The sequence below is a fragment of the Crassaminicella indica genome (assembly GCF_019203185.1).
Lineage (GTDB): Bacteria > Bacillota > Clostridia > Peptostreptococcales > Thermotaleaceae > Crassaminicella > Crassaminicella indica.
Genome location: NZ_CP078093.1, coordinates 181,093 through 204,007 on the forward strand (window position 1 = coordinate 181,093; position 22,915 = coordinate 204,007).

Here is a 22,915-nt window from a genome sequence, read left to right on the forward strand (position 1 = left end):
TATCAGCTTTAACAAAAAGTTAAAACTGTAAAAAACATTTTTATAAGCTTGGTAGAATAACCAAACCTTTCTCTTCAGTCTTTCTTATAGCTACACCAAACAATTCCTTGATCAACTCTTTTGTCATCACATCCTCTGTTTTTCCATATTTCGAAATTTTCCCATCTTTTAATGCCAATATTCTATCACTAAACATATGTGTTAAATTCAAATCATGCATAATAGCTATAACAGTAAGATGCTCTTTCTCAATACAATCCTTTAATAAATTTAAAAAATAAATAGTATACTGAATATCCATATTTGAAAAGGCTTCATCTAAAAATAATACCTTTGGCGTTTGGGCTAGAGCCTTTGCTAGCATAACTCTTTGTTTTTCTCCCCCACTCAATTCAGTAATAGGAATATCAGAAAATTTTAGCGTATCTGTCATCTCCATGCATTCTCGTACTATCTTCATGTCTTTTGGGGTTAAATTCTTCATACGACTCTTAAATGGATTTCTTCCCATCATCACAACTTCTAAGCATGTAAAAGGGAATCTAATATCTACATTTTGAGACACAAAAGCTATTCTTTTACTTAAATCTTTTATACTATAGTCTTTCAAGCATTTATTTTGAAAATAAATATTTCCACTATATTTATGAAATTGTCCTGTAATCAAGCTAAGTAGGGTAGTCTTTCCTGAACCATTTGGCCCAATAATCGTTGTAAATTTTCCTTGTTCAATAAAAAAACTAATATCATGTAAAATTTCTTTATCATCGTATGAAAAAAATAAATTTTTTACTTTATACATATTAGCCCCCTTTACTTTAGTGCAGCGATTTATTTCTCGTCATAAAAATATATATGAAGAATGGTCCTCCAAGCAATGTTGTAAGCACACCTACAGGAATTTCTATATTCATCAATACTCTTGCACCTGTATCTGCTACCAATAATAATTCTGCACCAAGTAATGCTGAAAGAGGAATCAAAGTACGGTTATCAGACCCAATACAAAATCTAAGCATATGTGGCACAATAAGACCTATAAAGCTGATAATCCCACTTACAGATACGCATACAGCCGTAATGAATGAACCACATATTAAAAAAATCCTTCTTACACTTTGTGTATCAATACCTAACAATTTTGCTTCTTTCTCTCCCAAGCAAAGAAGATTCAAATCCTCTGAAAAATATATACAAATAATTATACATAATATTATCATCGGAAAACTCATCAAAACATGTTCCCAGCTTCTTGCTGATAAGCTTCCCATTAACCAATTCACAATAGGTGCAACGTTTTCTCCTGCTAGATTTTTTAAAAACTTAATACCAGCTGAAAGAATAGATGTCACTATAATTCCAGCAATAATCAAATTTGAAGAGCTTAAAACTCCTTTAACCTTAGCAATAGAAATCACAATACCTAATGTTATAAATGCACCAATAAAAGCACACGCTGTTATAGGAACTTGAAAATTATCCATCAAAAACATATTTATAAAAAGTGCTAGTGCTGCTCCAAAGGCTGCTCCAGATGAAACACCCATAGTATAAGAATCTGCCAATGGATTCATAAGCAACGACTGAAAAACAGCCCCTGAAACTGCCAAACCACTTCCTACTATCATTGCTGTAAAAATTCTTGGAAGCCTTACATTCCAAACAATAGCCACATAAGAAGCTTTTATATAACTATACACAGACTCATTTCCTGTAATTTTTCCAAATATAATTTTTACAACATCATAAGCACGAATATTTGCTCTCCCTAAATGAACTGATGAAAAAAAAGTGATAATCAATAAAACTAAAAAACAAATACCAATGATTTTCTCTTTATACCGTTTTTGCTGTATAGTCAAAGCCAAATTATTCTCCATAATTCCTCCAGTGGTAAAGTTTCACAAAATACATAATAAAAAAAGAGCTTCTCGGAAAGCTCTATATACACAGTAAAATGGTTTTAACATATCAAAATCTCCATTTTTTACTAGTCTATTCTACTTTCCCTCCGAAAGAATGAATATTAACAATTAGGCAGGTCTCCTGGCTTGGCTTCATTTTACTCCTTAACCTTCCCAAAGCAAACAGCTTCAGTGGTTTTAAAGTTTCATCCACCTCACAGTAGCGGGGGCTGCAGTGGCTTTTACCACTTTCCCTTTTAATTCTTAAAGAAACCTAATATTCTGTATGAATTTGTCAATAACACCTTTAATTATATATAATCATAAAAAGCATGTCAATAATAAGATTATTTTTAGTTTTGAGTATACAAAAACAAAACAGACTACTTAATTTTATATATTTTCGGTTTTAAAAGCTTATATTGATTAATTAGATTGATTCTGTTAGAGTTATAATTGAATTTAAAAACAGGAGGCAGCAATGAATAAATGAAGCATATAATTGAGATCAAAAAAGTAACAAAAAAATATGGAGATTTTACAGCTGTAGATAATTTAAGCTTAAAGATTCAAAAGGGAAGCTTTTTTGGCCTCTTAGGTCCTAATGGTGCAGGAAAAACTACACTTATTAAAATGCTTGTAGGGCTATTAAAGCCAACTAAGGGAACTATCCTTATTGAAAACCAAAAAATGAATCGTGACAATACTTTCATCAAAAGTAAAATTGGCATTGTTCCTCAGCATATCAACCTCGATAAAGAACTTTCTGTAAGAGAAAATCTTATTTTTTCTGCAAAGCTTTATAAAATAAAAGGAAATCAACTTCATCAAAAGATTGAAAAATTATTAGCTTTTTCAGATCTAAAGTCTATAGAAAATAGACTTAGCAAAAAATTATCTGGTGGTATGCAAAGAAAATTAATGATTACTAAAGCATTGGTTAATGATCCTGATATTCTTTTTTTGGATGAACCTACTGTAGGAATTGATGTAAATCATAGAAGGAAAATATGGGATATGCTAAAAGGAATGAAGGCTATGGGAAAAACAATCATTCTTACAACTCACTATATTGAAGAAGCTGAATATCTTTGCAATCAAATAGGTCTTATGGATCAAGGAAAAATATTTTATTGTAATACAAGCGATGCTTTAAAAAACAATCTTGGTAAATTTACTGTCGAATATTTTAATACAGAAAAAATAACAGAATATAAGTATTTTCAATCTATAGAAGAAGCAAAAGAATATGCTCATTCACTTGATACACATTATATTTTGAGAAATACAAATCTAGAAGATGTTTTTTATAATTTTACGAATAGGAAGGTACAATAAATGGAAGTTTTCACAATACTTTGGCGAGAATTTGCTTTTTTCAAAAAAAGAGCTTTCAAAATTACTTCTTCTGCAGTCATCACTCCTCTTTTATATTTATTAGCATTTGGATGGGGACTAGGAGCAGATGTTTCCATAGAAGGATATAGTTATCTACATTATATTATTCCTGGAATAATTGCTATGTCTACAATGCATACAAGCTTTAATGCTGTAGCCATTAGAATTTCTGTAGCAAGACTTCACGAAAAAAGCTTTGAATACTATCTAACAGCACCTGTAAATATGTATTTATTAACACTAGGCTACGTCATAGCTGGAGCATTACGTGGTTTTTATGCGGGATGTATCATTTTAATAGTCTCTTATCTATTTGGTGCTTATATCAATATTACATTTTCTTTTTTGCTAATATGCTTTTTGAACAGTCTTCTCTTTGCTGCTTTTGGATATTTTGCAGCAATGGTCATAAATACTCATTATGACATGAATCGCTTCACAAGCTTTGTCATTACACCTATGACCTTCTTATGTGGAACATTTTTTTCATTAGAAAAAATGCCATATATTATAAAAAGAATCATAGAGATACTTCCTCTTACCCATGCTATAATGGGGCTAAGAAATATCGCACTCAAAGGAATTACTAATTATTTTTCAATATTTATATTACTTACATACTTTTTAATCCTTTATGCCTTAGGTGTATATGCAAGCTATAGAGAAATATAAAACCATTTTTAGAAAGGAGGAAAACGAATACACTCGTATTCGTTTAAAGCTTATGTCAAAATTTTATGGAATTGGTACTGGCCCTGGAGACAGCTCTTTGGTTACAGTAAAAGCAGTAAACACACTTAAAAAATTAGATGTTCTTTTTGCTCCTCAACCAAAGGAAGGGGGAGAAAGCTTAGCTTTATCTATTGTCAAGGAATATATTTTACCTAAAACAGAAATAAAGCAAAGACACTTTCCAATGAATTTCAATGATGAAGAAAGAATAAATGCTTGGAATAAAATTGCAAAATCAATAGAAAATGAAGTAAAAAGTGGAAAAAATGTGGGCTTTATTACTTTAGGAGATCCAATGCTTTACAGTACTTATGTTTATATTTTAGAACTTTTAAGAGGAAAAGTAGAAATAGAAACAATCCCGGGAATCAGTGCTTTTTCAAATATTGCTTCAAGTCAAAACTTTCCTCTTGTCATGGACCGAGAAGCTTTGGTAATACTACCATGTACCGCTGATGAAGAAAAAATTGATTTTACGTTAAAAAATTATAACTCTATTGTACTAATGAAAGTATATAAAAATTTCAAGGAAATAATTAAAAAGCTTAAAAAATACGATTTAATCAAATATGCAATCCTAGTAAGCAATTCTTCTCAAGACCGTGAAATAGTTTATCATGATTTGGAAAATATTAGAGAGGATCAAATATCATATTTTTCAACTATATTAATTAACAAAGAAAACTACCACAATAAGTAAGTATCTTTAAAAGATTAGCCAAATATTTTAAGCCCGTAAAACCTTCTATATAAACAACAGAGGTTTTACGGGCCATTTTATATACAAATCAACGTAAAAAATCCATTAATATCCTAATATATGATAGCCACCATCTACATGAATATTTTCACCTGTTACACCGCTGCTTAAATCACTACATAAAAAAAGCGCTGTATTTCCTATCTCTTCTGTATTTATAAGCCTCTTCATAGGAGTTTTTTCTTCAAATGCTTTTAACATCGTATTAAAATCTTTAATTCCTTTTGCTGCTAATGTTTTTATAGGACCAGCAGAAATTGCATTTACTCTTATATTTTCTTCACCTAAATCATGAGCTAAATACTTTACACTAGCTTCTAATGCTGCTTTTGCTACACCCATTACATTATAGTTTTTAACTACTCTCTCTCCCCCTAAATATGTCAATGCCACTATACTTCCTCCATTAAGCATAAGAGGCTTTGCATATTTAGCAACTGATACTAAAGAATACGCACTAACCTCTTGTGCCATCATATATCCATCTCTTGATGTATCTACATAGCTTCCTTCAAGCTCTTCCTTTTTTGCATGAGCAATGCTGTGTACAACCCCATGAAGTGTTTCAAATTCACCTCTTAATATATCAAATGTATTTTCTATTTCTGTATCTTTTGTCACATCACAAGAAAGCAAAAGTACATCCTTCATGCCCTCTTGTTCAATAAGCTTTTCGATACTTTTTTTTGTTTTTTCTCCTAAATATGTAAATGCTAATTTTGCTCCTGCTTTATGAAAAACCTTTGCAATTGCCCAGGCAATACTCCATTTATTTGCCACACCCATAATCAAAATATTTTTATCCTTTAATAAAGTACTCATATTGTCATCTCCTTATCTCAATCTATCTAGAGCAGTCGCCATAACATCTCCTGCAATAGGAGCTGCACTTTTCCCTCCAGTTATTCCAATATTCTCTAATACTACAGCAATAGCCACCTTAGGATCATTAGCTGGTGCAAAACCTATAAACCATCCATGTCCTTTTTTTGTCTCATTTTGTGCTGTTCCTGTTTTACCAGCTACCTTTATATTTTTAATTCTTGCATTCTTACCTGATCCTTCTTCTACAACACTAATCATCATTGTCTTCAAATCTTGTGCTACTGCTTTGCTGCTTGTCCTTGATAAAACTTGAGGATAATTTATTTTCACAGTCCTTCCCTTAGGGTCAATCACCTCCTTTACTAAAATAGGCTTCATCATTTCTCCATCATTGGCAATAGCCCCTGCTACCATTGCCATATTCAGCGGAGTAACAAGTATTTTCCCTTGACCAATAGCAGATGCCCCAAGTTCAGGACGCGTCATACTTCCCTTTGGAAATCTTGATTTTTTTACTTTTAAATCGAATGGAATATACTTATTGAACATATACTTTTCTGCTACATTTCTTAGTTTTTCTTCCCCTAATTGAAGTCCAGCTTGACTGAAGAACACATTGCAGGAAACCTCTAAAGCCCTTTTCATATCTAATCTTCCATGAGCTATACCTTTATAATCTTTTAATATATATCCATCAATATTAATAGAACCCTTACAATCAAAAGTTTTTTCTACATTTTTATTTTCTAAAGCTGCTGTGGCAGTTATAGTTTTGAATATAGATCCTGGTGTATAAAGTCCCATAGTTGCTCGATTAAGAAGAGGACTGTTTTTATCTTCTATAATTTCATTCCATTGATTTTTTATTATAGATGGATCAAAATCTGGCTTGCTTACCATTGCATAGATTTCTCCAGTTTTAGGATTCATCAAAACAATTGCTCCCTTTTTTCCTCGAAGCTTCCTTTCTGCATAACTTTGAAGCTCATGATCAATAGTTAAAATTAAATTATTTCCTTTTTCATTTGTTCCAATAATCTTTTCTGTAATTTCTTGTATAGGATTTTCTTTAATGTTTAATAGCTCATTATTATAAGAAGATTCCAATCCTGCTTTTCCATACTCTTTAAAGCTATATCCTATTATATGACTATAAACTCTTCCATATGGATATTTGCGAATTTGATTGTTCTCCTTTTTTTCGCTATATGCAAGTGTTTTACCATTTCTATCAGCAATAACACCTCTAAGCACATACTCTTCATTTATCCACTGTCTTTTATTATAATTGTTACTAACAATTTTTGATGCCTGAAAAACTTCAAAGTAACTTAAGTATACCACTAAACTGATAAAGAGGGTACATAATGCAATAAGAACCTTGATAATTCTCTTAGAATTTTTATCCATCTTATTCCTCCTCTTCAGACGCTACCTGTAAAATTCCTAATGCTGCAAAGCTCGATACCAACGAACTTCCTCCATAACTAACAAAGGGTAATGTAACACCTGTTAGAGGAATCATTTTTATCACGCCTCCTATAATAATAAATGCTTGAAATCCAAGCATCGTTGTCATTCCTAGAGCAATAATTTTTAAAAATCTATTATGCTGTCTTAAAGCAATCTTAAATCCTCTATAGACTAAAATCAAAAATATCATTATTATTCCTATTCCACCAAATATACCCATTTCTTCACAAATAGCAGAGAAGATAAAATCTGTATGCACCTCAGGTATAAATTCAGGATGACCAAGACCTATACCTGTACCAAAAAATCCTCCTGATGCTATAGCAAATAAAGATTGAGTAATTTGATAGCCTTTGTTATCTATATAACTCCACGGATCAATCCATGTGATCACTCTAACTCTCACATGATTCACCAAAAAATAACTGATCATTCCAATTATTACAGCTCCTGCTAAATTGTAATATATCCACCTTCTATCTTCTTCAAATATATAGAATATAGTTATAAAAACAAAATAAAAAATCATTGCTGTTCCCAAATCTCTTTGAATAAACAAAAAACCTATATAAGCATATACAATCGCTAAAAAAATATATAAATTCCATATTTTCTCTTTATTGCTATAATAAGCTCCTAAAAAAAATATAAATAGTATCTTTATAATTTCTGCAGGCTGAAAGCTAAATCCTCCTATTTTAATCCAATTTGTCGCACCTTTTATTCTTGTACCAAAGATTAAAGTTGACAAAAACAAAATCAAGGATAAACCTACATAAAAATTTATCCATTTTTCCCATCCTTTTATATTTTTTGTCAATGTATAAAATAAAAAGAATGTTGCAATGCCTAACCCAAACCAATAAATCTGCTTAAAGCCAAACGCTGGATTAATTCTATAAATCATGATAATTCCAATACTTACAAGCATAGTCATGATCAAAAATATGTAATGATCCCCTGAAGAAGTTTTAATAAGAATAAAGTTCGATATATAGATAATAAAGGTCAAAAGTATCCCAGTGACTAAAATAAACTTATCAAACCCATCTTTATAAAAATAAAGAAGGAAAATAGCTAAAATATCCATTAAAAATATTAAATTTTGTGGCATCCTATAAGTAAAAAACTTCTTCATCATAATACACCTCTTTAATCATTGCTTACATACAAAAATTCTACTTGCCCAAATTTAATACGATCTCCATTTTTTAATTTGACAGCATCTATAATCCTATCTCCATTTAGATATGTCCCGTTAGCACTATCTAAATCTTCAACAAAATATTCGCCTTCATCTAAAATGATTTTTAAATGTTGATTAGAAATATATGGATCATTTATGACTACATCATTTTCCTTTTTCCTACCAATAGTCATCGTAGCATCTAATGTATATACTTCCTTGATCTTAAAGGGCAACTGATCCTTTCTATTTATTAATTTTAAATATGGATAATGATCTATTCCATCGCTCATGCTTTTTATATCTAAGTAAATTAGTCGAATAATCCCTAAAATAAACATATAGATAATAAAAATAAAAATATATCGAAATATTAAAGACAATAAATTAAACATGCCATCACCTGCCAATTTTCATCTATTCTACTACCATTATACAAAATAATAGCATATAAAAATATTAAATGTTATAGATAAACAACATTAACATAAAAAAGAAATATATAAAGATAAGTGAGCTTTGATATTGTAAAAGCTACAACTGTATACACATACAGTTATAGCTTTTCTCTACTTAAGCATTTTTTCCATTTCATCTACTAACTTTTCAAACACTTTTAATGCATTATGTATAGGCTCTGTTGTAGTCATATCTACACCTGCTCCCTTAAGGAGATTAATAGGATAATCTGATCCTCCTCCCTTTAAGAAGCTTAAATATCTTTCTACTGCTACATCTCCTTCTTTTAATATCTTTTGAGATAAAGAAATAGCTGCAGCATATCCAGTAGCATATTTGTAAACATAATATGCATTGTAAAAATGAGGAATTCTTGCCCACTCCATTTTGATTTCATCATCAATCACTAAATCTTGTCCATAATATTTTTTATTTAAGTCTATATAAATTTCACAAAGTGTTTCTGGTGTTAACGCCTCACCTTTTTCAGCCTTTTCATGGATAATTTTTTCAAATTTTGCAAACATGGTTTGTCTGAAAACAGTTCCTCTAAATTGTTCTAAATAATGATTCATCAAATACATCTTCGTATTTATATCCTTGCTATTTTTAAGTAAATGCTCCATCAGCAAAGCTTCATTCACAGTTGATGCAACCTCTGCAACAAATATAGTATATCCACCATAAATATATGGTTGATTTTTATGAGAATAATATGAATGGAGCGAATGTCCCATTTCATGGGCAATCGTAAATATATCATGTATAGTATCTTGATAATTCAACAATACATAAGGAGGACTCGTATAGCTTCCAAAAGAATAAGCACCACTAGTTTTTCCTTCATTTTCATATACATCAATCCAGCCTTCATTGAATCCTTTTTCAAGAATTTCTATGTACTCTTTTCCTAAAGGCTTTAATCCTTCTTTTACCTTTTCTTTTGCTTCTTCATAAGGTACTTTTATATTCACTTCTTTTATAATAGGAGTGTATAAATCATACATATGAAGCTTTTCTACACCTAATGCTTTTTTACGAAGTCTTACATATCGATACATAGCATCTAGATGTTTTTCTACTGCATCAATCAAATTCGTATAAACAGCTACAGGAATATTATCTCCATCTAATGCTGCATGAAGTGATGAAGGATATTTTCTTACTCTAGCATAAAAAGCATCCTTCTTAACACTATAATTTAAAGTAGAAGCAATAGTATTTTTTTGTTTTTCGTAGGAACTATATAGTGCTTTAAAAGCATCTTTTCGTACCCTTCGATCACTGCTTTCTAAAAATTTTATATATCTGCCTTTTGTTACCTCAACCTCTTCACCATTTTCATCTATAATGGTTGGAAATTTTATATCTGCATTGTTGATCATGCCAAATATATTTTTAGGTGCAGCTGCTAATTCACCCATTTGGGCTAAAATTTGTTCTTCCTCTTTTGATAAAATATGTTCTTTCTGTCTAAGAATTTCTTCTAAATAAAAAGCATATAATTTTAATCCTTCATTTTCATTTAAAAATAATCTTATTCTGTCCTCGGGAATAGCTGTAATCTCTGGTACCATAAAAGATAGAGTGCTTTGTACTTCTACAGCTAATCCCTGTGCTTTATCTGTCATAGCCTGATATTTTGTTACTGTATTATCTTCATCCTTTCTCATTCTTGCATATACAAACACATTCTCAAGCTTTAAAGAAATTTCATCCTGAAGCTTAAGTGCTTCAAGCAAAGATTCTGATGATTTACCTAGCTTGCCAATATATTTTGCAGCCTCTCCTACCTTTTGTTTTATGTCTAATATGTCTTTTTCCCAAAGCTCATCATTTTCATACATCTGCTCTAGCTTCCATTTATACTTTTGAGGTATATCTTTTCTTTTTGGAATTTGTTTTGATTTATTCATAATATTTTGTGGAAAAACCACATCCTCCTTTCATTTTTATAGCTCTATTTAAAGGATTGGATTATTTATCCTATATTATACTTAATAATATCATAATTATTGTTAAATAATAAACTTTTTTCCAAACCGTTTTATAAGTTATCAACCTATAGTATAATATCTTTATTGGAGGTGTTTGCTTGAAATTATCTGAAATAATAGATATTCTTTCTGCAGAAATTTATACGAAAAATATAGATTTTGATATTTCTTTTGACTATGGAAGAGCTTCTGATTTATTAAGTGATGTTTTAAGAGATGATGTTTTGAGAAACCCTACACACAACTGTATTTTTCTTACAGGACTCATCAATTTGCAAGTCATAAGAACTGCTGAAATGATGGACGTTAAAGGGATTGTATTTGTTAGAGGTAAAAAACCATCTAAAGAGATGATTGAACTTGCATCAGCTCATGACATTATATTATTGGGTACAAAATATAAGTTATATAAATGCTGTGGCTTACTATACAGTCACGGTTTACATGATTAAGGGGTGATGATATGACTGAACATTTCCATTCTGTCATATTAGAAGAAGATAAATGTATCGGTTGTACAAATTGTATTAAAAGATGCCCTACAGAAGCCATAAGAGTAAAAAGAGGAAAAGCTAAAATCATAAAAGAAAGATGTATTGATTGTGGCGAATGTATTCGCATCTGCCCACAGCATGCAAAAAACAGTATTTCTGACTCCTTAGAAAGCATCCATAATTTTAAATATAAAGTCGCACTCCCTGCACCTACTTTATTAGGTCAATTTGATATAAATACAAAACCCATAAAGATTTTATCTGCACTAAAAGCACTCGGTTTTGATGATGTATACGAAGTATCTAGAGGAGCTGATATTGTATCAAATTATACAAGAGAGCTATTAAAAATCACCTCTAAGCTACCCCTTATTTCATCATCTTGCCCAGTTATCGTAAGACTTATACAAATTAGATTTCCAAGTCTTATTGACAATATTGTTCCTATCGAATCTCCTATGGAAGTAGCTGCTATGCTTGCAAGGGAAAAATCTATTCAAAAAACAGGTCTCTCACCTTCTGATATCGGTATTTTCTTTATTAGTCCGTGTCCTGCAAAAATTAGTAGCGTTAAAAACCCATTAGGAAATAATCATTCCCATGTAGATGGTGTTATTTCTATAAAATCTGTATATCCATACGTTCAAAAAAATCTAAAAAAGAATATTAAAGATGAATCATCTGAATTTTATGATTCTGGAAAAGCTATAGGTTGGGCAAGAGCTGGCGGTGAAACATATTCTTTAGATATAGAAAACTACTTGTGTGTGGATGGTATAGAAAATGTTATAAAAATACTAGATGAAATTGAAAATGGACAATTAGAAGGAATCGAATTTGTAGAATGTCTAGCTTGCATTAACGGTTGTGTAGGAGGTTCTTTAACTGTAGAAAATCCATTTATCGCTAGAAACAGAATTAGAAAGCTTTCACAGCAATATATGAAAAACAAAGAAATTCAATTAAATAAAACACTCAAGGATTTCATGTTAAAAGAAAAAATTCATCCAAAAAATGTTCGCAAATTAGATGATAATATTATGGAAGCTATGAAAAAAATGGAAAAAATCGATCAAATATATGAGCTATTACCTGATTTAGACTGCGGTGCTTGTGGATCACCTTCATGTAGAGCTCTTGCAGAAGATATTGTTTTAGGCTACTCTGATTTAGATGACTGCATGATTTTATTTAGAGATAAAGTAAAAAATCTGCTTTTCAAGAAAAATAATATAATAAAAGATGAAGAGGTGTAATTTTTAGCACCTCTTTTATTTATGTAATAAAATATAGTTTGTCATTTGTTATATGGCTATTTTTTTTGCATATAATTATATATCAACTGATTTAGAGGTGTTCCTATGAATCATCCCTTTGAAAAATACCTTCCCATAATAACTAGGATTTTCATTATAGCTTTTATTGTTTTAAGTATATATTTTATATCTACAACTCTTATTTTTTATGTTTTGCCCTTTATCCTCAGCTGGATAATAGCAACGATCCTTGAACCTATCATTCACTTTTTAAATAAGGTTTTAAAGCTTTCTCGAAGCACCTGCACATTAATAACAATATGTTTTTTTGTCATATTCATTGGTTTCATCATAGCACTTATTGGAGGTATGATCATTATACAATTAACAAATTTATCTTTAGAGCTTTCTCAATATCCAAAAAAGCTATATCTTCACAGCAGCGACTTAGTAAAAAAAATGCAAGCTTTATATATACAATTACCTCCTGATCTTGCAGCATCTATTAGTAATGCTATTAATAGCATATTTCAAAATTTAACATCCTTCGTAGGGAAATTTATTGCATCTTTATTAACTTTTATTTCAGCTATTCCAAGTTTCTTTACATTTTTACTAGTAACTATTTTATCTACGTTTTTTATGGCTAGAGATAAAAATAAGATCAAGAAATTTATTAAAACCCAAATACCTACATATGCTCTTTCAAAAAGCATCGTTTTAAAGAAAGATCTGCTCCTCGCATTAACAGGTTATATAAAAGCACAAATCATTTTAATGTTTATCACCTTTATAGAAAGTGCTATAGGACTAAGCATTATAGGCATTCAGTATTCTTTAATCATTGCATTTTTTGCTAGCATCATAGACGCTCTTCCAATCCTCGGTACTGGCTGCATATATATACCTCTTATAATATGGAAAATATTCACAAATTCATATGATGATGCAGTTGGACTAATTCTACTATACATCATAATTATACTAATAAGGCAATTACTCGAACCAAAAATTTTAGGAAGTCAAATAGGTCTTTATCCTCTAGCAACCCTTATATCTATGTATATAGGATTAAAAATATTTGGTATTTTTGGACTAATCATCGGTCCTGTTTCCTTAATCTTCTTCATGGCACTACAAAAGGTTAATATTTTACCTAAATGGAAAGAATAATTTTTTCTTTACAAAAATTGCATTTATGTTATAATTATCCGATATAGTAATAATTTAGGACAAGGGGTGAAAATATGATAAAAGATACTTTATATTCTAAAATGGATCATCTATTGTTTCTTCTTCCTGCATCACACCATTCTCCCGAAGAAATCACTTCCATATTAAAAAAGCATCCTGAAATTAAATTTGTTTCACTAGTAGGAGTAGATTTAGGGGGAAATGATACAGATGAAAAAATCCCTGTAAATCTTTTTCTAAATGACATTGATCACTTTTTAACTTGTGGTGTTCAAACAGATGGCTCTAGTGTAATTCTTCCTGAAATTGCTACCTTGAATAATGCAAAAGTTGATTTGATTCCTGACAAATCTGTTAACTGGTTCGTTGACTACAATTTTGATCACTACGATGCACAAACAAATCTTCCAGTAGGAACACTTAGAATTCCTTCTTTTCTCATTCATAACAACGTAAAAGTCGACTCTCGTTCCATCTTATTCAATGCTGTAGGACATTTTAAAAATCAAATCTTAAAGCTCCTAAAAGAATATCCATATGTACTAGAAGCTTTAGGTATAAACTCAACAGATGATATTGAAGAAGTTGTTTTAACTGCTGCAACAGAGCTTGAATTTTGGGTAAAAACACCTGATGATAAAGCAGATATAGAACAGCTCTCTACTTCTCAAGTATTAAAGGAGCAATATTGGAAAAGAACTATTGGTCCAGTTCGTACAGCAATGGAACAGTCACTTTTAGCATTAAATAATTATGGATTAGAAGCAGAGATGGGACATAAAGAGGTTGGTGGAGTAAAAGCAAAGCTTACAGAAAACGGAAGCTTTGATCATATTATGGAGCAATTAGAAATAGATTGGAAATACTGTACTGCACTACAATGTGCTGATAATGAATTAATTGCACGTGATGTAGTAAAAGACACTTTCATGGCAAATGGTTTAGAAGTTACTTTCATGGCAAAACCAATTGAAGGAGTTGCAGGAAACGGTGAACATCATCATGTTGGTGTAGCACTAAAGCTTAAAAACGGAAAAATGAAAAATCTTTTCGCTCCTATTGATATGAAAAAAGATTACATGAACCCTATTGGGTTTGGTGCTATTATGGGACTACTCAAAAATTATGAAGTAGTAAATCCATTCGTTACTGCTACTAATGATGCTTTCAATCGTTTAAAGCCTGGCTTTGAAGCTCCTGTATGTACAGTTTGTTCTATTGGACATTCTGCTGAATCTCCTTCACGCAACAGAACCGTTTTAGTTGGTCTTATTCGTGATATGAAAAATCCAATGGCTACAAGGTTTGAATTAAGATCTCCAAATCCTACAAGTAATACATATTTAGTTCTTGCTTCTGTTTATCAAGCAATGCTTGATGGTATACAAGCTGCCTTACAAAATAATAAAGCTTCTTATGAACTCGAAGAAACTCTATCTAAAAAAGCTGGAGAAGCTTCCTTTTATCTTGAAAAGGAAAGAGCCTACAGAAGTGAAGAAGATGTATTTGAAGATTATACAGAAAAAGAAAGAGTTGCTTTATTCGGTAAGCCTCCTGCTACTGTTTGGGACAATCTGGTGAATTTTGAAAAGTATCCAGAGAAAAAATCTGTTTTACTAAAAGGAAATGTTTTCAATGAATCAATTATTAATTCCTATAAAACTGCTACTTTAACTCAATGGACAACAGAATTATACAACCGAATCATTCCAGAAAATATGAATATTGTAAGAAGCTATAAAAAGCTTCATAAAAACGATTATGTAACAGATTTAGATGTAGTAACTTGGGAAAAAATCAATCATTTAAGATATTATTTAATGAAAGATAGCTTAAATAAAAAATCACTATTTACAAAAATAAGAGAAGCTATTGATAAAGAGGATTATGAAACTGTATCAAAGCTTCAATTAGAAATGAACAATAAAATGAATACATTAAATGAATTATACACAATTTATAAAAGAAACTTATTTGAATTATAAAAACCTCTATAAAATCCATAGAGGTTTTTTCATTGTAAAAAAGCTTACTGAAATCACATGAAAATACGTTACTATAATTCAATAAATTTAAAAACAAGGTATAGTAAATACCATCATTGTAGAGAATATTAAATGTAATTTACACCCTTATTTCGGAGGTTAAAATTATGGATTTATCCTTTATAAAAAATATTCATTTTCCTAATCATATTAAACCATTTTTCACTTCACTCCTTATTCTTTTCATATCGTTTTGTTTGATTCGATTTGTCATGTTTCTTACAGCTAAGATTATTCAAATTACAAAATTCAATGAACAGCGTGAAATGACTATAAAAAGCATTGTAGATTCCCTATTTGCTTACTTTATTCTTACACTTGCTATATTAAATATTTTAAGTGAATTTGGACTCATAAAAAAATCTACTATCATAACAGGTGCTGGTATTATTACATTAATTGCAGGACTTGGTGCACAAAACCTTATAAAAGATATTATCAACGGTTTTTTCATTTTATTTGAAAGACAAATGAAGGTTGGAGATTATGTCAGTATTAATGAAGCATATTACGGGACTGTCGAAGAAATCGGTCTTCGCTCAACAGCTATACGAGAATGGACTATGAGAAAAGTCTACATACCTAACGGAGAAATCAAGACTTTGAAAAATTATTATAAAGAAAAGGCAAGAGTAATTATAGAGGTTGTCGTTCCTTTTGAAGAAAATCATCCATTAGTAGAACAAACTTTAAATCAAGTCTGTGAATACATCAATAGTAAGTACGATGATAAGTTATATAAAATCGGAAATTCTAATTATTCAGAGTTCAGTTTATTAGGAGTTGTATCATTAGACGGGAAATTAGGAGGAGCAAAATATATTATTATCGGTATAGTAAATCCTCATTTTCAATGGTTTCTAAGAAATCGTATTTATGAACACATTCTAAAAACCTTCAAAGAAAATAATATCCGTATTGCATACCCAAAATTTTTTTTGCATGAAGATAAATAAGGACAATTTTATATTTGTTCTTATTTATTTTATTTTGTAACCTTTTTTTCCTCATTACATAATATGTAAATGTAAACAAAAATTTATTAGCTAAAGATAATTTTTTAAAATTTTTCTTAGAATAATCATTAGCTAATAAAAATAGGAGGTCAAAAATGGAAAAGCTTATTCCACTTTCTACTCTTTCTGTAGGAACTGCTGGCCGCGTCTCAGATTTGATAACAACAGGCTTATCAAGAAGAAGAATGTTAGATTTGGGTCTTGTTCCCGGAACAGTTGTCAGTGTAATCAGAAAAAGTCCATTAGGAGATCCTGTTGCATATAACATAAGAGGTGCCATAATTGCTTTAAGAGGCGAAGAAGCATCTCTTATTTTAGTAAAGCCAATTTAACTCTATAGAAGGGAGGAAAAGGAATGGGACTTACCTGTCAATCATGTGGTAAAGCTCTATTAAAAGAAAAATTCAATATACGAGTAGGGAATAATGATAGATTAGTAATTGCTTTAGCGGGTAACCCAAATGTAGGAAAAAGTACTGTATTTAATGCTTTGACAGGACTTAAACAGCATACAGGGAATTGGCCCGGAAAAACTGTTTCAAACACTCGAGGTAGTTATAAATACAAAAACAAAAAATTCGTACTTGTAGATTTGCCTGGAACATACTCCCTTTTAGCTAATTCAGTTGAAGAACAAGTAGCAAGAGATTTCATTTGCTTTGGAAAACCGGATGCTACTGTTGTAGTTACAGATGCAACCTGTCTTGAAAGAAACCTAAACTTAGTTCTACAGGTTATGGAGCTTACTGATCATGTTATCCTTTGCGTCAATTTAATGGATGAAGCTAAAAGAAAAGGAATATTTATAGATACAAAAGCTTTAGCAAAAGCTCTAGGTATTCCTGTAGTAGGTACCTCTGCTAGAAGTGGTGAAGGATTAATTGAACTTATGGATAAAATTCATAATATTAGCATAGGACTTGAAAAAAGCTCTCCTAAAAGAATTGTATATCCTAAAGAAATTGAGGAAGAAATAAAAAAACTCATCCCTCATATAAAAGGATTATTAGGAGATCAATTAAATCCTAGATGGGTAGCTTTAAAAATATTAGAAGGGGATAAAACCCTATTAGATTCCATACAGCAATTTTTATATACCGAAAACTGTTTCAAGCACCAAAGTGAGGTGGCATGTGTCTATGAATAGTAAAACTCAACCATACGATGTGTTAGTTTCTATGCAAAATAAAATTACTAAAGAAAAACATAATCATTTTAGGGATATGATGGTAAGCAGTATTTATTCCCAAGCAGAAGAAATTGCAAATAATGTTGTTACCAAAAGCAATAAGAAAAAAATTGATTGGGATAAAAAATTAGATGACATCCTTACCTCTAGAATAACAGGATATCCTATTATGTTTTTATTATTAGGCTTAGTTTTTTTCATTACCATAACAGGTGCTAATGTACCATCAGCACTTTTAGCAGATTTCTTATTTGGCATAGAAGCACAGCTTACAACTTTTTTCATAAAAGCAAATGCTCCAGCTTGGCTTCACGGTATTCTTATATTAGGTATGTATCGAACATTAGCGTGGGTTATTTCCGTTATGCTTCCGCCTATGGCTATATTCTTCCCATGTTTTACACTACTAGAAGATTTAGGTTATCTTCCTCGTATAGCCTTTAATCTTGATCGCTTGTTTAAAAAAGCAGGTGCTCATGGAAAACAGTCCCTTACAATGAGCATGGGATTTGGATGCAACGCTGCAGGAATTATTGCTTGTAGGATTATTGATTCTCCAAGAGAAAGACTCATTGCAATGCTTACAAATAATTTTGTTCCTTGCAACGGTCGTTTTCCTACACTTATTGCCATATCTTCTATTTTTATAGGCAGCGCTGTAGCAAGCAAATATCGTAGTATTGCAGCAACCTTCTTTGTTTGTATACTTGTATTGTTTGGAATTTCTATAACATTATTGGTTTCATGGGGACTTTCAAAAACTATATTAAAAGGAGTACCATCTTCATTTACACTGGAACTTCCCCCTTATAGACGCCCTCAATTTGGAAAAATTATCTATCGATCCATAATCGACCGAACCATATTTGTATTAGGTCGTGCTGCTTTAGTAGCTGCTCCTGCCGGTCTTATTACATGGATTTTAGCCAATGTATTTATAGGAAATCAAAGTATATTAGCACATTTAGCAGCCATTTTACAGCCCTTTGGTCGTCTTATTGGTATGGATGGCTTTATATTAATAGCTTTTATTCTTGGTTTACCAGCAAATGAAATCGTTCTACCTATTTTGATTATGAGTTATATGGCAAAGGGAAGTATACTTGAATTAGACAGTCTAAATGCAATGGGAAATTTATTTATTGAAAATGGTTGGAATTGGTTGACTGCTTTAAATGTTATGATCTTTTCACTCCTGCATTTCCCTTGTGCCACTACACTTTGGACTATCAAAAAAGAATGTAACAGCTTAAAATGGACACTTTTTGCAGCCATTATGCCTACAATTATTGCAATAATTACATGTTTTATTATAACACAAGGAGCTAGAATTATAGGATTGATATAGCTTCATATAAATTTATACAATAAAAAAGACCTTTATTTTAACAAACAAAAATACTATTAAAGTAAAGGTCTAATTTCAAAATTTTTGTCGATAAAGAAAAAAATAAATTTTATTTTTTCATCCTTCTTAATTTTCCTTATTTATTCTCTATATTTCCCATTGTTTAGCTTTTTCCATTTCATTATACATATTGTAATATCTTTTCCTATTCTTAATTAACTGGTTGTGTTTTCCTCGTTCTTCTATCCTTCCTTCGTTTAAAACAATAATTTGATCTGCATCTTTTATTGTATTTAATCTATGGGCTATAACGATTACCGTTTTATTAGCTGTAAGTTTTTTAATAGATTTTCTAATTTCTAGCTCATTATCTGCATCTAAAGATGCAGTAGCTTCATCTAATAATATGATAGGAGCATCTTTAAGTATTGCTCTTGCTATAGATATTCTTTGCTTTTCTCCTCCAGATAAAGTAGATCCTCCTTCGCCAACTATTGTTTCATATTTATTTTCTAGCTTTTCTATAAACTCATCGCAATTAGCAAGCTTTGCTGCTCTTATAACTTCTTCCTCAGTTGCCTTTAAATTTCCCAATTTTATATTGTTATATATTGTATCATTTAAAAGGTATACATCTTGAAATACCATACTAATATGCTTTAATAGTGCATCAGGATGAATATCTCTTATATCTTTTCCACCTATTTTGATAGTTCCATTGTTTATATCCCAAAATCTAGCAATTAAACTCATAATAGTAGTTTTTCCTGAACCAGAAGGCCCTATAAGTGCTGTCATAGTTCCTTCCTTAGCTTCAAAGCTTAAATTATTAATAATATTTTCTCCTTTTTCATATTCAAAGCTTACATTTTTAAACTCAATACTATAATTATCAAAATCTACTTCTTCATATTTATAGCTCATTTCTGGAGTATTATATGTTTGTATTAACTTTTGTGATGCCAATTTTAGATATCTAAATATTCCATATTGAGCACCAAATGCTCTTAATACATTTGTAAGTGCTATATTTATGATAATAAAAGTTAATAATTCTTTTTTCCCTATACTTCCTACTCCAAATTTTGTTATAGCGATTAAGAGTAATACTGGAAAGCTTATATCGACTATTATTTGAAATATAAGCACAAAAGGTACAATAGCCACTTCTGTTCTTATGCTTTCTCTTCTTAAATCTCTAAAGGAATTTTCTAATCTTTCAAATTTTTCTCCTGTTAAATTATGTGCTCTAAATTCCTGTATACCATTTAGATACTCAACCATTCTTGAAATCACTTGATTCATTACATGTTTTTTATACTTTCCTATAGCACTAACCCTCTCACCTCCCATATATATGATAGGAATTGCAATTAGTACAAATACTAGTTGAATCATTCCTAGCTGTATATCAATGACAAAGGTTAATGCAAGAAGATAAATACTAAGAAAAACTGTTTTTATTAAATCACTAGTATTATGCGTGATTATTTTTTCAAAGTCCTGTAAATCATTCGTCATAATATTAGATAGACTTCCTATGCTATTTTTGTTGAAAAATCCTAAATTTATATTTCTAATATGATCTCCTAGTGAAATACGCATTTTTTCAATAGCTCTAGCCCCTCTAGCTTGTATTTCTGTATATCCTTTTGCATTCACTAACGCTCTAGCAATAAAAGCAGCAATCATAATGCTTGAATATATTTTTATTTTCGAAAAACTTAATGTATCATTAATTAAATCTAACAATACAAAATACAACATTGCATAAAAAAACATGTGAAATATAGTATCTATTGTTAATAAAATAATAGGCTTTCTAAGTTTTTTACTGTCTTCCCCCAATAATTTTTTTATATCAGAAAGCATCTTATGCCCCCCTTTCTACTTCTAAGACTTCATAATCATATAAATCCCAAAGATGTCTATAGAGTCCTTTTTTATTCATAAGAAAATCATGGGTTCCCTGTTCTACAATTTCTCCTTCATTTAATACTACGATTTTATCTGCATTTTTTATTGTGTATAGTCTATGGGCTATGATTATAGCTGTTTTACCCCTTAACAAAGTCCTAAGTGCTTGCTGTATTTTACTTTCATTTTCTACATCTGAATAGGAAGTTACTTCATCTAAAATTATAATAGGACTATCTTTAAGTATTGCTCTTGCAATAGATATTCTTTGCTTTTCTCCTCCACTAAGTTTTATTCCCTCTTCTCCAAGTAATGTATCATATCCATTAGGTAGACTCATGATAAAATCATGGATTTGTGCTTTTTTACTAGCTTCAATGATTTCTTCCGTACTTTTATTTGAACCCATTTTTATATTTTCTGCTATTGTATCATGTAGCATAAAAACATTTTGAAATACAAATGATACATTATCCATTAAATCTTCCATTTTAATTTCCTTTATATTGATACCGTCAATAGTAATACTACCTTCTTTCACATCCCAAAATCTTCCTACTAGCTGACCTAAAGTAGTCTTTCCTGAACCCGAAGGTCCTACTAATGCTACTATACTATTAGGCTCTATAGTTAAAGATAAATTTTTTATAACTTCTTCCTTATCATATTTAAATGTAATATTATTAAATTCTATTTTCCCTTTAATTTTTTCATTTAACCTTCTATTTCCTTTTACTTGTTGCTCTTTTTTTAGAATTTCTCTTACTTTACCAGCTCCTTCTAACAATAATGAAAATTGTGCTCCAAATTCTAATAATTGTTTAAAAGAAATAAGGAAATTTGAACTTAAAATTAAAAATATGATATAAGTAGAAACATTTATAGTTTGATTTAACAGCATAATCCCTCCAATAGGAATCATAAATAAAAGTCCAGAATCTATAAGCACTAAGAATATAGCATACTTTGGAGAATACGCCATTGTCATTTCAATCCAGTAATCTGCATATTCTTTTGTAGTATCTTTATAATTTTTAAAGGATTTTGCTGATAAATTAAAGGCCTTCATTACATTCATACCATTTATATATTGGATAATAGTAGCATTCAGCTTTTTAAGCAAAGCATGATACTGATTTGACATTCCTTCCATACCTCTAAACATTGACATTTGAAGTATGAAGCCTAAAACAATTGGAATACATAAAACTAAAGCTAACTTCCAATTTAAATATAAAAGATAAGTAATAACTACAATAGGAGTTATTACTGCTGAAGCTAGATCTGGAATCTGATGTGCTATAAAATTTTCCAATTTTTCTACATCTTCATTAATTGTTTTTTTAATTTCTCCAATTGTATGTCCTGTAAAAAATCCCATATTCAACTTTGAAATATGATTTATTGCTTTCATTCTAAGCTCATAAAGTATTGTATATGCCGCAACATGTGAAAATACTCCTGATGCCAAAAATATTACCATTCTAGCTACTACAATCACCCCTACAATAATAGCCATTGACTTGATTTTTTCATAATCTACAGAAGTCTTAAAAATCTCTAATATAATATTGTACATAAAAATATATGGCGCTATGCCAAGTAGTGAGCTTATTACACTAAATATAGCTGCTATATATAATTTGATTTTTTCCTTACCCGATACCTCTAAAAGAAAACTTAAATTAGATTTTTTTTTCATATTTATCCTCCTCTCTATAC

20 protein-coding genes and 1 riboswitch are annotated in these 22,915 nt (G+C 30.3%); of the genes, 11 read left to right on the forward strand and 9 right to left on the reverse strand.

What is annotated here, in order from left to right:
- Positions 1–40: 40 nt before the first annotated feature.
- Together KVH43_RS01040 and KVH43_RS01045 are read right to left on the reverse strand one after the other, a co-directional pair.
- Entirely contained in the window at positions 41–802 is a 762-nt protein-coding gene (locus KVH43_RS01040; protein ID WP_218283089.1) for an ABC transporter ATP-binding protein, read from the reverse strand.
- Positions 803–818: 16 nt separating this feature from the next.
- Positions 819–1,880, reverse strand: a complete 1,062-nt coding sequence (locus KVH43_RS01045) for a FecCD family ABC transporter permease (protein WP_218283090.1) — start codon at positions 1,878–1,880, stop codon at positions 819–821.
- Between the two features lie 139 nt (positions 1,881–2,019).
- Positions 2,020–2,197, reverse strand: a riboswitch (cobalamin riboswitch).
- Between the two features lie 196 nt (positions 2,198–2,393).
- Here KVH43_RS01045 and KVH43_RS01050 point away from each other — a divergent pair.
- The 3 genes from KVH43_RS01050 to KVH43_RS01060 are packed head-to-tail and all read left to right on the forward strand — an operon-like array spanning position 2,394 to position 4,734.
- Positions 2,394–3,242: an ABC transporter ATP-binding protein gene (locus tag KVH43_RS01050; protein ID WP_218283091.1), complete on the forward strand. Its 849-nt coding sequence runs from the start codon at positions 2,394–2,396 to the stop codon at positions 3,240–3,242.
- Positions 3,243–3,974, forward strand: a complete 732-nt coding sequence (locus KVH43_RS01055) for an ABC transporter permease (protein WP_218283092.1) — start codon at positions 3,243–3,245, stop codon at positions 3,972–3,974.
- Entirely contained in the window at positions 3,952–4,734 is a 783-nt protein-coding gene (locus KVH43_RS01060; RefSeq protein WP_255547776.1) for a cobalt-factor II C(20)-methyltransferase, read from the forward strand. Before KVH43_RS01055 ends, KVH43_RS01060 begins: the two co-directional genes overlap by 23 nt.
- A gap of 105 nt (positions 4,735–4,839) precedes the next feature.
- On the opposite strand, the gene fabI is transcribed toward KVH43_RS01060, so the two are convergent.
- The 5 genes from fabI to pepF form a co-directional block, all read right to left on the reverse strand.
- The gene (fabI, locus tag KVH43_RS01065) at positions 4,840–5,616 is read right to left on the reverse strand and encodes an enoyl-ACP reductase FabI (protein WP_218283093.1); all 777 of its coding nucleotides are present in this window, start codon (positions 5,614–5,616) and stop codon (positions 4,840–4,842) included.
- A gap of 12 nt (positions 5,617–5,628) precedes the next feature.
- Positions 5,629–7,029, reverse strand: coding sequence for a peptidoglycan D,D-transpeptidase FtsI family protein (locus KVH43_RS01070; RefSeq protein WP_218283094.1), 1,401 nt, complete (start codon positions 7,027–7,029; stop codon positions 5,629–5,631).
- 1 nt (position 7,030) lies between these two features.
- Entirely contained in the window at positions 7,031–8,233 is a 1,203-nt protein-coding gene (locus KVH43_RS01075) for an FtsW/RodA/SpoVE family cell cycle protein (protein ID WP_255547777.1), read from the reverse strand.
- An 11-nt stretch (positions 8,234–8,244) separates the two neighbouring features.
- Complete coding sequence (locus KVH43_RS01080) at positions 8,245–8,673, reverse strand: FHA domain-containing protein (RefSeq protein WP_218283095.1); 429 nt, start codon at positions 8,671–8,673, stop codon at positions 8,245–8,247.
- A 174-nt stretch (positions 8,674–8,847) separates the two neighbouring features.
- Positions 8,848–10,653 (reverse strand): oligoendopeptidase F, encoded by a 1,806-nt coding sequence (pepF, locus tag KVH43_RS01085; protein ID WP_218284044.1) that lies wholly within the window; start codon positions 10,651–10,653, stop codon positions 8,848–8,850.
- Between the two features lie 179 nt (positions 10,654–10,832).
- Here pepF and KVH43_RS01090 point away from each other — a divergent pair, with 179 nt between their 5' ends.
- From KVH43_RS01090 to KVH43_RS13360, 8 genes are all read left to right on the forward strand, one after another.
- Entirely contained in the window at positions 10,833–11,186 is a 354-nt protein-coding gene (locus KVH43_RS01090; RefSeq protein ID WP_218283096.1) for a hypothetical protein, read from the forward strand.
- An 11-nt stretch (positions 11,187–11,197) separates the two neighbouring features.
- On the forward strand, positions 11,198–12,484 hold the full coding sequence (locus tag KVH43_RS01095; protein WP_218283097.1) for a [Fe-Fe] hydrogenase large subunit C-terminal domain-containing protein: 1,287 nt from the start codon (positions 11,198–11,200) through the stop codon (positions 12,482–12,484).
- A 105-nt stretch (positions 12,485–12,589) separates the two neighbouring features.
- Positions 12,590–13,657, forward strand: a complete 1,068-nt coding sequence (ytvI, locus tag KVH43_RS01100) for a sporulation integral membrane protein YtvI (RefSeq protein ID WP_218283098.1) — start codon at positions 12,590–12,592, stop codon at positions 13,655–13,657.
- Between the two features lie 74 nt (positions 13,658–13,731).
- The gene (locus KVH43_RS01105; RefSeq protein WP_255547778.1) at positions 13,732–15,663 is read left to right on the forward strand and encodes a glutamine synthetase; all 1,932 of its coding nucleotides are present in this window, start codon (positions 13,732–13,734) and stop codon (positions 15,661–15,663) included.
- A 167-nt stretch (positions 15,664–15,830) separates the two neighbouring features.
- Positions 15,831–16,679 (forward strand): mechanosensitive ion channel family protein, encoded by an 849-nt coding sequence (locus tag KVH43_RS01110; RefSeq protein WP_218283099.1) that lies wholly within the window; start codon positions 15,831–15,833, stop codon positions 16,677–16,679.
- A 155-nt stretch (positions 16,680–16,834) separates the two neighbouring features.
- Positions 16,835–17,071: a FeoA family protein gene (locus KVH43_RS01115; protein WP_218283100.1), complete on the forward strand. Its 237-nt coding sequence runs from the start codon at positions 16,835–16,837 to the stop codon at positions 17,069–17,071.
- Between the two features lie 23 nt (positions 17,072–17,094).
- On the forward strand, positions 17,095–17,886 hold the full coding sequence (locus KVH43_RS13355) for a FeoB small GTPase domain-containing protein (RefSeq protein ID WP_218283101.1): 792 nt from the start codon (positions 17,095–17,097) through the stop codon (positions 17,884–17,886).
- Positions 17,879–19,276, forward strand: coding sequence for a nucleoside recognition domain-containing protein (locus KVH43_RS13360; protein ID WP_218283102.1), 1,398 nt, complete (start codon positions 17,879–17,881; stop codon positions 19,274–19,276). Before KVH43_RS13355 ends, KVH43_RS13360 begins: the two co-directional genes overlap by 8 nt.
- Positions 19,277–19,423: 147 nt before the next feature.
- Here the strand turns inward: KVH43_RS13360 and KVH43_RS01130 are convergent, their stop codons facing one another.
- Complete coding sequence (locus KVH43_RS01130; protein ID WP_218283103.1) at positions 19,424–21,148, reverse strand: ABC transporter ATP-binding protein; 1,725 nt, start codon at positions 21,146–21,148, stop codon at positions 19,424–19,426.
- Position 21,149: 1 nt separating this feature from the next.
- Positions 21,150–22,895 carry an ABC transporter ATP-binding protein gene (locus tag KVH43_RS01135; RefSeq protein ID WP_218283104.1) on the reverse strand — a complete coding sequence of 582 codons (1,746 nt, stop codon included), beginning with the start codon at positions 22,893–22,895 and terminating at the stop codon, positions 21,150–21,152.
- Positions 22,896–22,915 lie beyond the last annotated feature (20 nt).

Excerpts from the sequence above, each read along its gene's own strand:
- KVH43_RS01040 (WP_218283089.1), bottom strand. The coding sequence starts at position 802 with ATGTATAAAGTAAAAAATTTATTTTTTTCATACGATGATAAAGAAATT.
- KVH43_RS01045 (WP_218283090.1), bottom strand. The coding sequence starts at position 1,880 with ATGGAGAATAATTTGGCTTTGACTATACAGCAAAAACGGTATAAAGAG.
- KVH43_RS01050 (WP_218283091.1), top strand. The coding sequence starts at position 2,394 with ATGAAGCATATAATTGAGATCAAAAAAGTAACAAAAAAATATGGAGAT.
- KVH43_RS01055 (WP_218283092.1), top strand. The coding sequence starts at position 3,243 with ATGGAAGTTTTCACAATACTTTGGCGAGAATTTGCTTTTTTCAAAAAA.
- KVH43_RS01060 (WP_255547776.1), top strand. The coding sequence starts at position 3,952 with ATGCAAGCTATAGAGAAATATAAAACCATTTTTAGAAAGGAGGAAAAC.
- fabI (WP_218283093.1), bottom strand. The coding sequence starts at position 5,616 with ATGAGTACTTTATTAAAGGATAAAAATATTTTGATTATGGGTGTGGCA.
- KVH43_RS01070 (WP_218283094.1), bottom strand. The coding sequence starts at position 7,029 with ATGGATAAAAATTCTAAGAGAATTATCAAGGTTCTTATTGCATTATGT.
- KVH43_RS01075 (WP_255547777.1), bottom strand. The coding sequence starts at position 8,233 with ATGATGAAGAAGTTTTTTACTTATAGGATGCCACAAAATTTAATATTT.
- KVH43_RS01080 (WP_218283095.1), bottom strand. The coding sequence starts at position 8,673 with ATGTTTAATTTATTGTCTTTAATATTTCGATATATTTTTATTTTTATT.
- pepF (WP_218284044.1), bottom strand. The coding sequence starts at position 10,653 with ATGAATAAATCAAAACAAATTCCAAAAAGAAAAGATATACCTCAAAAG.
- KVH43_RS01095 (WP_218283097.1), top strand. The coding sequence starts at position 11,198 with ATGACTGAACATTTCCATTCTGTCATATTAGAAGAAGATAAATGTATC.
- ytvI (WP_218283098.1), top strand. The coding sequence starts at position 12,590 with ATGAATCATCCCTTTGAAAAATACCTTCCCATAATAACTAGGATTTTC.
- KVH43_RS01105 (WP_255547778.1), top strand. The coding sequence starts at position 13,732 with ATGATAAAAGATACTTTATATTCTAAAATGGATCATCTATTGTTTCTT.
- KVH43_RS01110 (WP_218283099.1), top strand. The coding sequence starts at position 15,831 with ATGGATTTATCCTTTATAAAAAATATTCATTTTCCTAATCATATTAAA.
- KVH43_RS01115 (WP_218283100.1), top strand. The coding sequence starts at position 16,835 with ATGGAAAAGCTTATTCCACTTTCTACTCTTTCTGTAGGAACTGCTGGC.
- KVH43_RS13355 (WP_218283101.1), top strand. The coding sequence starts at position 17,095 with ATGGGACTTACCTGTCAATCATGTGGTAAAGCTCTATTAAAAGAAAAA.
- KVH43_RS13360 (WP_218283102.1), top strand. The coding sequence starts at position 17,879 with ATGAATAGTAAAACTCAACCATACGATGTGTTAGTTTCTATGCAAAAT.
- KVH43_RS01130 (WP_218283103.1), bottom strand. The coding sequence starts at position 21,148 with ATGCTTTCTGATATAAAAAAATTATTGGGGGAAGACAGTAAAAAACTT.
- KVH43_RS01135 (WP_218283104.1), bottom strand. The coding sequence starts at position 22,895 with ATGAAAAAAAAATCTAATTTAAGTTTTCTTTTAGAGGTATCGGGTAAG.